Annotated in this window: 14 protein-coding genes; 10 read left to right on the top strand and 4 right to left on the bottom strand. The window is 44.8% G+C overall.

What is annotated here, in order from left to right; all coding sequences use genetic code 11:
• The coding region (locus FHQ23_RS12375; RefSeq protein WP_176552271.1) for a hypothetical protein at positions 1-864 on the top strand (864 nt) is incomplete at its 5' end.
• 40 nt (positions 865-904) lie between these two features.
• Here the strand turns inward: FHQ23_RS12375 and FHQ23_RS06610 are convergent.
• The 3 genes from FHQ23_RS06610 to FHQ23_RS06600 all read right to left on the bottom strand — a co-directional run bounded on the left by FHQ23_RS06610 (position 905) and on the right by FHQ23_RS06600 (position 5,200).
• On the bottom strand, positions 905-2,176 hold the full coding sequence (locus FHQ23_RS06610; protein WP_139613610.1) for a type II toxin-antitoxin system HipA family toxin: 1,272 nt from the start codon (positions 2,174-2,176) through the stop codon (positions 905-907).
• Positions 2,169-2,453: a helix-turn-helix domain-containing protein gene (locus FHQ23_RS06605; RefSeq protein WP_139613609.1), complete on the bottom strand. Its 285-nt coding sequence runs from the start codon at positions 2,451-2,453 to the stop codon at positions 2,169-2,171. Before FHQ23_RS06605 ends, FHQ23_RS06610 begins: the two co-directional genes overlap by 8 nt.
• A gap of 182 nt (positions 2,454-2,635) precedes the next feature.
• On the bottom strand, positions 2,636-5,200 hold the full coding sequence (locus FHQ23_RS06600) for a penicillin-binding protein 1A (protein WP_139613608.1): 2,565 nt from the start codon (positions 5,198-5,200) through the stop codon (positions 2,636-2,638).
• 177 nt (positions 5,201-5,377) lie between these two features.
• Between FHQ23_RS06600 and FHQ23_RS06595 the strand changes: the two genes are divergently transcribed.
• The 8 genes from FHQ23_RS06595 to FHQ23_RS06560 all read left to right on the top strand — a co-directional run bounded on the left by FHQ23_RS06595 (position 5,378) and on the right by FHQ23_RS06560 (position 11,984).
• Positions 5,378-6,265: a hypothetical protein gene (locus FHQ23_RS06595; RefSeq protein ID WP_139613607.1), complete on the top strand. Its 888-nt coding sequence runs from the start codon at positions 5,378-5,380 to the stop codon at positions 6,263-6,265.
• Complete coding sequence (locus FHQ23_RS06590; protein ID WP_139613606.1) at positions 6,246-6,857, top strand: hypothetical protein; 612 nt, start codon at positions 6,246-6,248, stop codon at positions 6,855-6,857. The genes FHQ23_RS06595 and FHQ23_RS06590 overlap by 20 nt, the downstream gene beginning before the upstream one ends.
• Entirely contained in the window at positions 6,844-7,401 is a 558-nt protein-coding gene (locus FHQ23_RS06585; RefSeq protein ID WP_139613605.1) for a hypothetical protein, read from the top strand. The genes FHQ23_RS06590 and FHQ23_RS06585 overlap by 14 nt, the downstream gene beginning before the upstream one ends.
• Complete coding sequence (locus FHQ23_RS06580; protein ID WP_139613604.1) at positions 7,394-7,795, top strand: pilus assembly protein PilP; 402 nt, start codon at positions 7,394-7,396, stop codon at positions 7,793-7,795. Before FHQ23_RS06585 ends, FHQ23_RS06580 begins: the two co-directional genes overlap by 8 nt.
• A 7-nt stretch (positions 7,796-7,802) precedes the next feature.
• Positions 7,803-9,158 (top strand): type IV pilus secretin PilQ, encoded by a 1,356-nt coding sequence (locus FHQ23_RS06575; RefSeq protein WP_139613603.1) that lies wholly within the window; start codon positions 7,803-7,805, stop codon positions 9,156-9,158.
• A gap of 283 nt (positions 9,159-9,441) precedes the next feature.
• Positions 9,442-9,975 (top strand): shikimate kinase AroK, encoded by a 534-nt coding sequence (gene aroK / locus FHQ23_RS06570; protein WP_132967651.1) that lies wholly within the window; start codon positions 9,442-9,444, stop codon positions 9,973-9,975.
• 34 nt (positions 9,976-10,009) lie between these two features.
• Positions 10,010-11,101 carry a 3-dehydroquinate synthase gene (gene aroB / locus FHQ23_RS06565; RefSeq protein ID WP_139613602.1) on the top strand — a complete coding sequence of 364 codons (1,092 nt, stop codon included), beginning with the start codon at positions 10,010-10,012 and terminating at the stop codon, positions 11,099-11,101.
• Positions 11,102-11,105: 4 nt separating this feature from the next.
• On the top strand, positions 11,106-11,984 hold the full coding sequence (locus FHQ23_RS06560; protein ID WP_139613601.1) for a Dam family site-specific DNA-(adenine-N6)-methyltransferase: 879 nt from the start codon (positions 11,106-11,108) through the stop codon (positions 11,982-11,984).
• Here FHQ23_RS06560 and FHQ23_RS06555 read toward each other — a convergent pair.
• On the bottom strand, positions 11,959-12,267 hold the full coding sequence (locus tag FHQ23_RS06555) for a DciA family protein (RefSeq protein WP_139613600.1): 309 nt from the start codon (positions 12,265-12,267) through the stop codon (positions 11,959-11,961). The genes FHQ23_RS06560 and FHQ23_RS06555 overlap by 26 nt on opposite strands.
• Positions 12,268-12,409: 142 nt before the next feature.
• Here FHQ23_RS06555 and secM point away from each other — a divergent pair, with 142 nt between their 5' ends.
• Positions 12,410-12,736: a secA translation cis-regulator SecM gene (gene secM, locus FHQ23_RS06550; RefSeq protein WP_139613599.1), complete on the top strand. Its 327-nt coding sequence runs from the start codon at positions 12,410-12,412 to the stop codon at positions 12,734-12,736.
• Positions 12,737-12,799: the final 63 nt, after the last annotated feature.

The following is a 12,799-nucleotide window of genomic DNA, read 5'->3' as shown; positions in this document are numbered from 1 at the left end:
CAAAAAAAAGATTTTATTAGTTTCTTAAAATTCATCACTAAAAACAGATGGTCTGTTTCACTAAATTTTTATTATATGGAATCATATTATAAAAATAAATATACTGGCAATGTTTTATCATTTAGAAAACATGCTCTCGAATATACGGAATCTTATTTAAAGTTAATGCTAATGGATGAAGATATATTTCTTAAAACAGGAAATTACATCTCTACTAATAATCCGGAACAGAAAGAGTTTTACTCGAAAGGAAGAGGTATAAAAGAGCGCTCGAGAGAGATTGTAGATAACTTTACAAATACTTATTCTGAGCTGAATTTTAATCTAGAAGCAATAGAAATTCTTTTAATAAAAATGGTTTTAATCAATCATTTTGAGTTTAAAAATAAATCTACCGTGTTTAAATTACGTGAATTTAATAAGTTTATGCAAGAAATTTTATGTATAGTTTTTGCTAGAGAATGTTATTTAGCATATAAGTATTTTAATCAAGATTCAGGTAAGTTTCTTGGTGTACAAGTTAATTCTAATTATGACAAAGCTATATCTAATATAAAATCTACTGCTTGGGATATTTTTTTATTAAGAATACATGAATTTATGCTTAGAAAACCAGATGAAGATAATATATTTGACTTGGGATATTTAGTAACAAAAGAAAAACAACTTTTTGAATTTGGAAAGCTATTTGAGTATAATTCAATCGCCTTCCATAACGATATACCTACTGCAATTTTTGATTTTCCAGTTGAAATCTCAGCAATTTTCCAAAAAAAGGATTACATTCCTACGTCATATGAAAATTTATCATATCTTTTAACGTCAATGGAATTAGCATTAAAATACTACTTACAGCCCAAATAAAGGCATATATAATTTTTTTCCGATTACAACATAATCACCGTCAGACAAGATCAATCTTAACCTGCCGCAACACCTTCGCAATATCCCTCACCGTTCCAGACTTAACACCAACGTCTTTCGCCAAAACGGCAAAATCACCTACCGCACTTCGCACCTGTTCGATAATGTCCAACGCGTCTTTCCACTCTAAATTTGCCTGATGAGCCAACATTTGAATGGCTTTTTTAGGGGGATTTTTGCCGAAACCAGCGAAAGAGGTCATGTGTTCGCCATAAGGGTTTGGGCTGAATGTCATGTCATAAGCAGGCGAAATCGACCATTTGCCTTGATCGTTTTGAACAAACGAAACGTTTTTACTGTGATCATCTTGGTTGCAGCTAAACAGATTAAACAGCGCACGACGGAAAATTGCTTTACCTGCATTGAGATCTTGTGTCAGCAAATTGGCTGCTTTGATGAGATCGATATAATCTAAACTTGGCTGACGAAAATCCGCTTCAAGCAAACCACAGGCAGTAAGCGTATGCAAACGACCTTGCTGCGCTTGACCATTCTCGATGCAATCAAAACGCTTAAGTGCAAGCCACTGCCTAGCACCTGATTGTGATGGTGCATTCACCAACTTCCACTGCGGCACAGTAATGCCAGCTTGTTGTGCCATTTGCAAATAAACCGCTTCGCATAAACCTTCTTCGTGGCATAATGCCAGATTATTGGAGGTAAATTTTACCAACCACGCTTCATCGCCTTGTTGATATTGTGTGCGACAAATATCTTCTCGCCCTTGCGGAAAATAAACTTGTGCTTTGGGTCTTGCGCCTCCAGAACTGCCCATTTGGGTAAGTGCGGTTAAAATCTCTTCTGTTTGCCCATCAAAAATCGCCTGCGCCTGCAAACCCAGTTCGGCAAGCTGAATTAACTCGCTTACTTGAGCCACAATTTCACTGATTGGTTGATAGGATAATGCTCCAATTGCAGTATTGCCGACATAAGCCAGTCTATCCATCGGAGTAATTGAATAGGGCGAAATATCGTGTTGAGCAAACACGCGATCCATCAATAACCGCCCCCACCCGTCTGGCAAACTATCAGCAAAAACAGAATGCAAACCGTCAAATAAGCGTGGTGCAAGTTGTACTTCATCATTAAAATGGAGTTTAAAAGGCGATAAGTTGCCATTTGGAAAATTATTCAGATAATCTGGGCTATATTGGAAAAACGTTCCTTTACTATTTTGTGCCAAGCTCCCGACTATCACTTTTTCACCGTTAGTGAGTGTGCGCCATATTTCAAGTTGTTTAGTCTTAGTCATCTGCCAGTACCTCGGCAATACTCTTCGGCATGGGTTTAGCCGCTGGTTTGGTAAGATCATAAAACGGTTCTAAATCCGCTACAATTTGCCAAATCATTAGTAGCTGACGTAGGGAGATTTGTCCGGTGGTTTCAAATTTTTTGATAGTCGCTTCCGGCACAAGGCAACGTTCGGCAAGGGCTTTACGCGAAAGTTTTTTTTCCTTGCGTTTTTGGCGTAGGTAGGTTGCAAATGATTGTTGAACATCGTAAGCGGATAAAAGGGATAGCTTATTCATAAAACCCCAAATAAGACATAATAATATCCAATCATACTCTTTTTTAGCATAAAAAGACACAATAGTATCTTTTATAATTACTATTTTTCACGACAAACATATTGATTCTGGCAGAATTTAGCATTTATGATTAATGGCACAAACCATAAACTTGCGCCATTATTGCCTCTTTTAACCCAAAATCAAAACAACTCTTCTACCTGTGGTGGTTTGCCGTCACCGGGGTTGACCATAATTTGGTAGCCTTGTTCTCGGATATAACGACGGGTTGGTTCGGTGCCTTTGATGAAATATTCAACTCGTCCGCTGTCGCTGAGCAAACCCGTGGATTTATCAATCCGTTTTTCAATAATATTGGGTGGCGGTGGGTCGGCACGCTCTGGTACGTTTGCCAACGCTTGTTTCATATATTCCTGCCATGCCGGCATCGCAGTGCTGGCGCCGGCTTCGCCCCGTCCTAACTCATATTTATTATCATCAAACCCGACATACACCGCAGTCGCAAAATTGGCACCGTAACCGGCATACCAAGCCACTTTAGAGTTATTGGTAGTACCGGTTTTTCCGCCAAGATCCTTGCGTTTGATTTGGCTTGCCATACGCCAACCTGTGCCGTTCCAACTACTACCGGCTTCACCATAAACGCCAGACTGTAAGGCGCTACGGATTAGAAATGCCAATTCACCGCTAATCACCCTTGGAGCGTATTGTTTTTCTTGGCTTTGTGTCATCGATTGCGCCAGCAACTGCGGACCATCTTGTAGCTGGGTATTGGCAATTTGCAACTCAGGAATATCCGGCACGGTTTCCGGCTGCTGATCCGGATCACCTTCCAGATTTGAATTATCTGCTGTGTTCGGCTGCGCACTATTTTGTAGCGAGTCATCCAATAGCTCCAACTTTTGCTGTTCACCGTAGATCACCGGAATATCATTACAACTGAAGCAAGCCTGTTTCGGGTTGGCAAGGTAAATCTCTTTGCCTTCGTGATCCAAGATCTTTTCGATAAGATAAGGATCAATCAAAAATCCGCCGTTATCAAACACGGCATAACCACGCGCCATTTCTAGTGGTGTGAAAGATGCGGCACCTAACGCCAGCGCTTCCGTCGCTTGGTATTGATCGCGTTTAAAGCCAAAGCGCGGCAGGAAGTCGGCTACATAATTGATTCCGACCATTTGCACCGCACGCACCATCATCACGTTTTTCGATTGCGCCAACCCTTGGCGTAAACGCAGTTGTCCATCATAGCGGTTTGGTGAGTTTTTAGGTGACCATGGTTTTTGTCCCGGCAGCCGAATCGTAATCGGACTATCGTTCAAAATGGTGGCCAAGCTCAAGCCTTTATCCATTGCTGCGGCATAGATAAACGGTTTAATCGATGAACCGACTTGTACCATCGATTGGGTTGCACGATTAAATTTACTCTGAGCAAAACTGAATCCCCCAACAATCGCTTCAATCGCACCATTATCACTGTTTAACGAAACTAATGCTGAATTGGCTAGTGGCAACTGCCCCAACACCCACTCCTGCTTACTGTTCTGGCGGATCCAAATTTGCTCCCCCACCTTAACCTTTAAGTTAGATGCCGTAGCGCCCGCCCATTTCATCGCAGATAACGGCAACTGCATTCGTTCGCCAGACGCCAGCAATAGTTCTGCGCCACTACGATCGGTTTTCATCACCGCTGCCGGAACCAACGGCTCACTATTTGGTATTTTTTTCAAAAAGCCGATAATCCGCTCTTCTTCCCAAGGGCTTTCGCCACTTTTCCATAACGGTGCACCGCCACGATAGCCGTGGCGCATATCATAATTAATCAAATTATTACGCAACGCGATTTGTGCATTGAGTTGATCGCTCGAATCCACTGTGGTGTAGACTTTATAACCTTTGGCATACGCATTTTCTTCACCATAGAGTTTCACCATTTCCTGACGCACCATTTCAGTGACATAATCCGCCTGAAAATCCAGTTGGCTGCCGTGATAACTGGCGACCAACGGCTCATTTCTCGCCTGTTGATACTCCTGCTGCGAAATATAATTTTCATCCAACATCCGCGCTAGCACCACATTGCGCCGCTCAGTTGCGCGCTGCAAAGAGTAAAGCGGATTCATGGTTGACGGCGCTTTCGGCAAGCCGGCAATCATCGCCATTTCGCTTAATGTCAGCTGGTTTAACTCTTTACCAAAATAGGTTTTGGCGGCGGCCGCAACACCGTAAGAGCGGTATCCCAAATAAATTTTATTCAGATACAAACTCAAAATTTCATCTTTGCTGAGATTTTTTTCGATTTCGATGGCTAAAATCGCTTCTTTCACTTTTCTGACCAGCGTTCTTTCCGGGGTCAAAAAGAAGTTACGCGCCAATTGTTGCGTAATGGTGCTGGCGCCTTGCGATGCACCGCCGTCACTGATCGCCACTTTTAATGCGCGCGCAATCCCGACTGGATCCAGTCCATAATGAGTATAAAAACGGCTGTCTTCCGTCGCCAAAACGGCATCGATCAACGGTTTTGGAATCTGTTCCAAAGTAACCGGAATCCGGCGCTGCTCACCGACTTCGCCGATTAACTTCCCGTCTGCAGTATAAATCTGCATCGGCTGCTGCAACTCAACAGTACGCAGCGCTTTCACATCCGGCAAATCCGATTTGATATGAAAATAGGCGACTGCCAACACCACACAACCCAAAATAACCAACGTTAATAGGGTACTTAATATTAATTTTGCGATCTTCACCGAAAATTTCTCTCTAAAAAGTCAATAATCCAATATTTTTACGCCACACTTACTGCCATAAAAAAGTTGCCATAAAAAGCTGCCATAAAACGCAAAGTGCGGTTTGCCCGCCTACAATTAAGCACAACGATACTATTTTACACACACTATGGCAAATAATGAGGATATTTTTATACAATGAAGCCACTTTTTCAGCGCTCAAGCTATGCGATCGGTCTCCATAAGAATCGTGAACAAATCGAAATCGCATTTTTCAACAATGAGCAGCAGCCCTGTTTCGAGCGATTGCCTTGTGAGCAGCTGTCACAACTGCCACAATTATTAAGATTACAATTTGCGACAAAACTCCGCCGTCAAGCCAAATTTATTTATATTGCCTGTCTGGAGCCACGTTTATTGTGGCAAAAACACCTGCTGTTGCCACACATTAAACAGCCACACGAGTTATATCGCCAAGTGCGGTTGATCCTGCAACAGCATTTGCCAATTGAAGAGCAATTGCTGCAATTTGATTTTAGTGCAAGCCCGCTGCAACATATTGGCACTGAACGCCAAATTGATTATGTGCAAATTTATGCCGCAAAAAAACAGAATATCCAGCAACAATGTGAACAATTTTTACCGCTGCAATTGGCTATTTTGGATTTTCATGCCCATGCTCTGCTGCGGGCATTTCACTATTGCGTTGAAATTCAAGGCGAGATTATCAACAATGACAACATGCTGTTTCTTTACCAAGACGATCAGCACAGCATTTTGCTGCAACAGCGGCAGGATAATTTGATTCAATTTTACCGCCCTTCACAGCCACTGACCGCACTTTTACAGGCATTCTGGCAACAACAGTCGCCAAGTGAAACCTCTAACCAAGAGAATATGCGCTATGTGGTGTATGCTGACCAGAATGCGCTTACGGCACTGCGTCAAGATTGCCAGCCAACCCCATTGATTGCGATCGATTCACAGCAATATCCCTATTTTGTCGCATTGGGCTGTGCGCTACGGCAGCAACATAACCTCAAACACTTGAGCAAGATGAACCGCTATGATGCAAACCGAGATTAACCTGCTCGATTGGCGCAGCAAGCAGCTACGCCGCCAAACACAGACTTTTATTATCGCACTGTTTGCTGTGTTATGCCTTGCGGCACTCGTGCTGTGGCAACTGTTTGACTATCAACAGCAGTTACAACAGCGTTTGTCACGACAGAACCGAGCCCAAACCGCACTTCGTGCAGAGAACCAACGGCTGCAACAACAAATCAATCAACTGCAACAAGCTCATAGCAATGAAAGTGCGGTGCTTACCATTCCCGATCAAACGATTTTTAGCCGATTTAGTGATTTCTTAAGCCGTCTGCCACTGTCACAAGGGCGCTTATCCAGTGCCTCGATCAATGTGCAATCTAGTGTGCAGCCCCCGTTCGATTATCAAATATTGCTGCAAGGTTCAACGCCCTCCGAACAAGAGTTTGAACAGTTGCGCCATAGTTTCGAACCTTATTTTGCCGAATATCCGCTGCTGCTCAACCATCGGCAGCATAAGTTAACGATTAAATTGGAGCAGTTCGATTTAAACCATCAGCAACTGGAATTTCATTTTGCCTTGCGTTGGCAGCGTGCAAAAACGGAGGAAAAAACCGATGGCACGCCTTAAACTCTCGCCCTATTCGCCACTTGCTCGCTTAGTTACAGCACCATTGTGGCTGAAATCGTTATTTGCTATTGCGTTACTCTTTCTGCTCTGCGCTTATCCGCTGTCGGACATTGTCCGCCTACAGCAACAATTCCATGACACCGCACTTGGTTCTGCCGATTTACAACATCAACAGCGACAAAAACAGCAAATTGTTGCGCTATTAACCCACAAAGCAGAACAGATAAACACGCAATTGGCGCCACAAACCGCAGCCAAAATTGCCACACTGAATCAGCGCTTACAAAGTGCGGTCGCAAGTTTCAGCGCACTCAACATCGAACAACAGCACTGGCAATTTTCTCGTTCTCCGTTGTTACAATTGGAGTTACAGGGCAGTTTTTATGATATTTCACACTTTGTAGCCGATCTACAGCAGCAATTCACTGAATTAAAACTGTTAAACCTGACGCTACAACACACAGAACAACAGCCTGCCACCCAGGCTATTCTCAATTTACTTTTTTCTGAGGACAGAATTGATAAGGAGATTGCCGATGACTAAATCTTGCCTGACCGCACTTTTACTCGCCTACGGCTGTTTTGTCGGTGCCAATGAGCGCTTTAATGATCCGTTCTCCCCAACGCCTCAGCCATCGAACCGTCAGCTTGCCAACCCGATAACCGCCGAAAATCGACCGCTCCAACACACCAGCTGCAATATCAACAGTCTGTTATTAATCGACCATTTTCCGTTAGCGCAGCTGAAGGTTATCGGCTTGATTCATTATGCAAATCATAGCGTAGTGCTGTGGTCCACACCCGACAACGTGATTATCGACAGCCGTTTAAATGACGTCATAGCACAAGATCAATGGCAAATCACCGCCATCGAAGCACAGCGCATCGTGCTGCAACGTTGTCAACCCCCGTCGCTGCAACGCAGTATTCCGTTGTGAATCTGTCATGGAGAAAAAGCTTATGCCTATTTTACGCCTAGTATTACTCTATTGTTTGCTTCAAACCACGGCACTTGCTGCGAGCGAAAACAACACAGACCGCACTTTTGCGCTCACCTTAAAACAAGCGCCGCTTATCAGCACCTTACAAGCGTTAGCACAGCAGCAGGACGTTAATTTAGTGCTGGACGACAGTCTGAAAGGTCATATCAGTCTGCATTTAAAACAAACTTCATTTGAGCAAGTATTACAAGCTGTTGGCAAAATTCATCAGTTGGAGATCGAAAAATTCAACGGTGACTATTTTGTCAGCCCACGCCACAGTTCAACAAACACGGCCACAACCGCACTTGAGCCGCCACCTAAACTGCAAACCGTCAATATTCCATTGCGTCATGCAAAAGCCGCTGAACTGATACAATCACTCAGCGGCGGCAATGGCTCGTTTTTATCGCCGCACGGTAGCATTAGTTTTGACGAACGTAGCAATAGCTTGATTATTCAAGAAAAAGCGGAAAACATGGCATCCCTTCGCAAGGTTATTACGAGTTTGGATCAACCTGCCCGACAAGTGTTGATCGAGGCGCGAATCGTCACCATCAGCGACGAAAGTCTGCGCGAATTGGGCGTGCGCTGGGGCTTGTTCGAACCCAGCGGACAAAGCCACCGCGTAGCCGGCAGTTTGAATGCCAATGGTTTTGCCGAAATTGATAATAATCTGAACGTCAATTTCGGCAGTGAATACAGCAACGCCGCCAGTGTTTCGCTACAAGTTGCCAAGATCAACAGTCGCTTGTTGGACTTGGAACTGACCGCACTTGAACGAGAAAACAGTGTTAATATCATCGCCAGTCCACGTCTTCTCACCACCAACAAAAGAAGCGCCAGCATCAAGCAAGGCACTGAAATCCCTTATGTGGTGAGTAACAGCCGCAACGAAACCCAAAGCGTCGAATTTCGTGATGCGGTGCTCGGCTTGGACGTCACACCGCATATTTCACACGACAACACAATTCTATTGGATTTGATGATCAGCCAAAATTCACCCGGCAACAGCGTCGCTTACGGCAATCAGCAGATGACCACCATTGATAAACAAGAGATCCAAACCCAAGTGTTCGCACGGCACGGTGAAACCATTGTACTCGGCGGCGTATTTCACGACACATTAGTTAACGGGGAAAACAAAGTACCACTGCTGGGTGATATTCCGGGCGCAAAACGGCTGTTTGGCAACGAGAGCAAACGCTACGCCAAACGTGAATTGGTGATTTTTGTTACGCCACACATTGTTGATCAACAACAAAATCAAGCCAATGCCGTCACCAATCAACCGGCACGCCCGTTTCGCTACGGCTTTTAAAGCGGCAAATAAAGCGCTAAACCGCACTTTTGTGTCAACTTGGTTATTTTTGTGAATTAAAAAAGCAAATATCAAGATAGAAGGTTGAAAACAGGGTCGATTTCTTGCGATAATTACTCCCTTAAATTAAAAGTTGAAGCTCATGGAGTATTTTTATCGTTTAAGCTGTCGTTATTCTGCGATGAATCCGGCAAAGAAATCTCCCTTTCTTGAAATTCCTTCAACAACGTGTTTGCATCGGCAAATCTCATTAACCATTTAATTAACAAGAATATAAAATAACATGGCTGAAAAACGTAATATATTTTTAATCGGTCCGATGGGTGCGGGCAAAAGCACCATCGGTCGCCAATTGGCACAAATACTCGGAATGGATTTTATCGACTCTGACAACGAGATCGAACAGCGTGCTGGCGCTGACATCAGTTGGATTTTTGACGTAGAAGGCGAAAACGGCTTCCGCAAACGGGAAGAGCGGATTATTAACGAATTGACCCAACTGCAAGGGGTGGTGCTTTCCACCGGCGGCGGTGCGGTGCTGTCAAAAGACACACGCAACCATTTATCTGCGCGCGGTATTGTGGTTTATTTGGAAACCACCGTGGATAAACAACATCAGCGTACGCTGCGCGACAAAAAACGCCCATTACTGCAAGATGTGGACGATCCGCGCCAAGTGCTGGAGGATCTCGCCAAAGTGCGTAATCCGTTGTACCAAGAGATCGCCGATATTACCATGAGCACCGACGAACAAAATGCCAAAACCATGGCAAACCAGTTAATCGACCGATTGGAAGCCTTTTCTTCTGTTAATTAACCGATAATTCTCGCCCCCAACCTGAGAGCGCAACATGATTGAAGTCAATGTCGAACTGAAAGATCGCCGTTATCCGATTAGAATCGGCAGCCATATTTTGGCGGAAAGCAGCAGCTACGCCCCGTTAAAGTGCGGTGACAAGGTGATGATTGTCTCCAATCCGACCGTTGCGGAACACTATCTGGCAACCGTCAGCGACAGTCTCAACCGCTTGGGCTGTCAAGTTTCCTCAGTGTTGATTCCTGACGGCGAGCAATACAAAACGCTGGACTCGCTCAACCTGATTTTTACCGCACTTTTACAAGCTAATCACGGACGTGACACCACCATCATCGCACTGGGCGGCGGTGTGGTCGGTGATGTTGCCGGATTTGCTGCCGCTAGTTACCAACGTGGCGTGCGTTTGATGCAGATTCCAACCACGCTGCTGTCACAAGTGGATTCCTCCGTCGGTGGCAAAACCGGCGTCAACCATGCACTTGGGAAAAATATGATCGGCGCATTTTATCAACCTTGCGCAGTGATTATCGACAGCGCCAGCTTAGATACCCTGCCAAAACGTGAAGTTTTTGCCGGCTTAGCGGAAGTGATTAAATATGGTGCGATTCTGGATTTGGCGTTTTTCGAATGGTTGGAACAACATATTGATGATCTGGTGAGCTTGCAGCCGCAACAATTGCACTATTGTATTCAACGTTGCTGTCAGTTGAAAGCCGATGTGGTTGCCCGTGATGAAACCGAGCAGGGTGATCGCGCATTGCTGAATCTAGGACACACTTTCGGGCATGCGATCGAAACCCATTTGGGCTATGGCAGTTGGTTGCACGGCGAAGCCGTAGCAGTCGGTATGCTAATGGCAGCGGATCTTTCGCATTTATTAGGCAATTTAAGTCGCCAAGATGTGTTCCGTCTGGAAAAATTACTGGTACGCGCCAATCTGCCGACGGTTTCGCCGGATGGCATGAGCGCAGATGATTATCTGCCGTTGATGATGCGCGACAAAAAAGTCTTGGCAGGCAAATTACGTTTGGTGTTGTTACAACGTTTGGGGCAAGCCTACGTCACGACCAATAGCGATTCGGAATTAGTCAGACGAGCCATCAACCATTGTAGTCAGTTCGACTAAAACCATGTCGTCCGTTGCTAATTCTCTGTTGAAACACCGCCCTTTTTTAAAATGGGCAGGCGGTAAATTCCGCCTGACGGATGAGATCAACAAATTATTACCGAAAAATAAAAAGGTGCTGATTGAACCTTTTGTTGGTGCCGGTTCAGTTTTTCTCAATACGCACTTCCAGCACTATATTTTGGCAGATTTAAATGCCGATTTAATCAATCTATTCAATACGGTGAAACAGGATCCGCAGCACTTTATTGTGGAAAGCCGCAAACTGTTTCAGCACCCCGATGCCAACAGCGCTGATTTTTATTATGCCAAACGCGCTGAGTTCAACCGCACTTTGGATATTTTTCAGCGCTCGGTGCTGTTCCTGTATTTAAACCGTTTCGGTTATAACGGGCTTTGCCGCTATAACAGCAAACAGCAGTTCAATGTGCCGTTCGGCGCTTATCTGAAACCCTATTTTCCAGAGCAAGAGATCCGTTATTTTAGCCAAAAAGCACAAAACGCCGAATTTATCTGCGTCGGTTTTCACGACAGCTTTGAATATACCGACCGCAACAGCGTGGTGTATTGCGATCCGCCTTATGCGCCGCTGTCGCAAAACTCGAATTTCACCCACTATGCCGGCAATGGTTTTAGCTTGGAACAGCAGCAACAGCTAGCCAATCTGGCTAAACATCATGCGGAGCATCGCCGCACAACGGTATTGATTTCTAACCACGATACGCCGTTTACCCGGCAAATTTACCACGGCGCCGACATAACACCACTGATGGTGCAACGGCACATCAGCCAAAACGGCGAAAATCGGATAAAAGTGAATGAACTGATTGCGATTTTTCGTGCTAGTCGGCGAAAAATCAAAGCACCATTAATTCAGGATTAATATTAAACACCAGCCGTTTGACCGCAGGAAATGCTTGCTGCACCAACGCTAGTAACTCTGCCTGACGAAACAGAATCCCTTGTCGCAACGTTGCATTTTGCACTTCACAATACAACACCTCATCGCGAATATTCGCCACTCGGAAACGCCCTTTAAACTCTGGTGGAAAGCATTGTTGCAAAGTGCGGTTCAGATCGCCCAACAGTAGACTGCGCCGTGCAATTTCCGCCAATGGACTTTTCTCGACAATATCGGTGATATTTTTCATTTTATTATAACGCATGGCTTGTTTTGCGGAGATTCGCCCCTATTTATGTGTGAATGAACAGTATCTGCCGGATTTGATGTATGACATTCTGCCGACGATGCTCTATAATAGCACAGCATTTTAAATAAGCGCATGTCGCCGAAGGCATTAATCACTGATGAACTTGTTGCACGCATACCGTCACCGTAAACCGCACTTTTGGTCGCAATTCCTGTTGGGAATTATTGCGATTTTAGCCGTGCCGGTCAGTGCAGCTGGCAACCCAACCCAGCAAAACGATAATCAAGCCTACCAGCAAATTCAACAGACGACACAAACTCGGCAAATCCAAAGCGCTTTTTATCAACAACCACAATATCAACCAGAACCGCAACAAGCCGTTCCGACAACTACACTCGCGCCACAAACCGCACTTTTTGTTGTTATCTCTTCTCTTTCCGAATCTTTACCGCCGATTCGAGCCGGTCCGTTTGCTGCTGTCTAATCCGCAACAAACCGCACTTTAACCTGAGTAACGGCGGTGAAATAAGATTCTCGTTTGCAACTG

The organism is Testudinibacter crocodili (assembly GCF_006228025.1).
GTDB lineage: Bacteria > Pseudomonadota > Gammaproteobacteria > Enterobacterales > Pasteurellaceae > Chelonobacter.
This window is presented reverse-complemented; position numbering and strand designations above follow the sequence as displayed.

Excerpts from the sequence above, each read along its gene's own strand:
- FHQ23_RS06575 (WP_139613603.1), top strand. The coding sequence starts at position 7,803 with ATGGAGAAAAAGCTTATGCCTATTTTACGCCTAGTATTACTCTATTGT.
- FHQ23_RS06580 (WP_139613604.1), top strand. The coding sequence starts at position 7,394 with ATGACTAAATCTTGCCTGACCGCACTTTTACTCGCCTACGGCTGTTTT.
- FHQ23_RS06590 (WP_139613606.1), top strand. The coding sequence starts at position 6,246 with ATGATGCAAACCGAGATTAACCTGCTCGATTGGCGCAGCAAGCAGCTA.
- FHQ23_RS06595 (WP_139613607.1), top strand. The coding sequence starts at position 5,378 with ATGAAGCCACTTTTTCAGCGCTCAAGCTATGCGATCGGTCTCCATAAG.
- FHQ23_RS06610 (WP_139613610.1), bottom strand. The coding sequence starts at position 2,176 with ATGACTAAGACTAAACAACTTGAAATATGGCGCACACTCACTAACGGT.
- FHQ23_RS06605 (WP_139613609.1), bottom strand. The coding sequence starts at position 2,453 with ATGAATAAGCTATCCCTTTTATCCGCTTACGATGTTCAACAATCATTT.
- FHQ23_RS06585 (WP_139613605.1), top strand. The coding sequence starts at position 6,844 with ATGGCACGCCTTAAACTCTCGCCCTATTCGCCACTTGCTCGCTTAGTT.
- FHQ23_RS06560 (WP_139613601.1), top strand. The coding sequence starts at position 11,106 with ATGTCGTCCGTTGCTAATTCTCTGTTGAAACACCGCCCTTTTTTAAAA.
- aroB (WP_139613602.1), top strand. The coding sequence starts at position 10,010 with ATGATTGAAGTCAATGTCGAACTGAAAGATCGCCGTTATCCGATTAGA.
- FHQ23_RS06555 (WP_139613600.1), bottom strand. The coding sequence starts at position 12,267 with ATGCGTTATAATAAAATGAAAAATATCACCGATATTGTCGAGAAAAGT.
- secM (WP_139613599.1), top strand. The coding sequence starts at position 12,410 with ATGAACTTGTTGCACGCATACCGTCACCGTAAACCGCACTTTTGGTCG.
- aroK (WP_132967651.1), top strand. The coding sequence starts at position 9,442 with ATGGCTGAAAAACGTAATATATTTTTAATCGGTCCGATGGGTGCGGGC.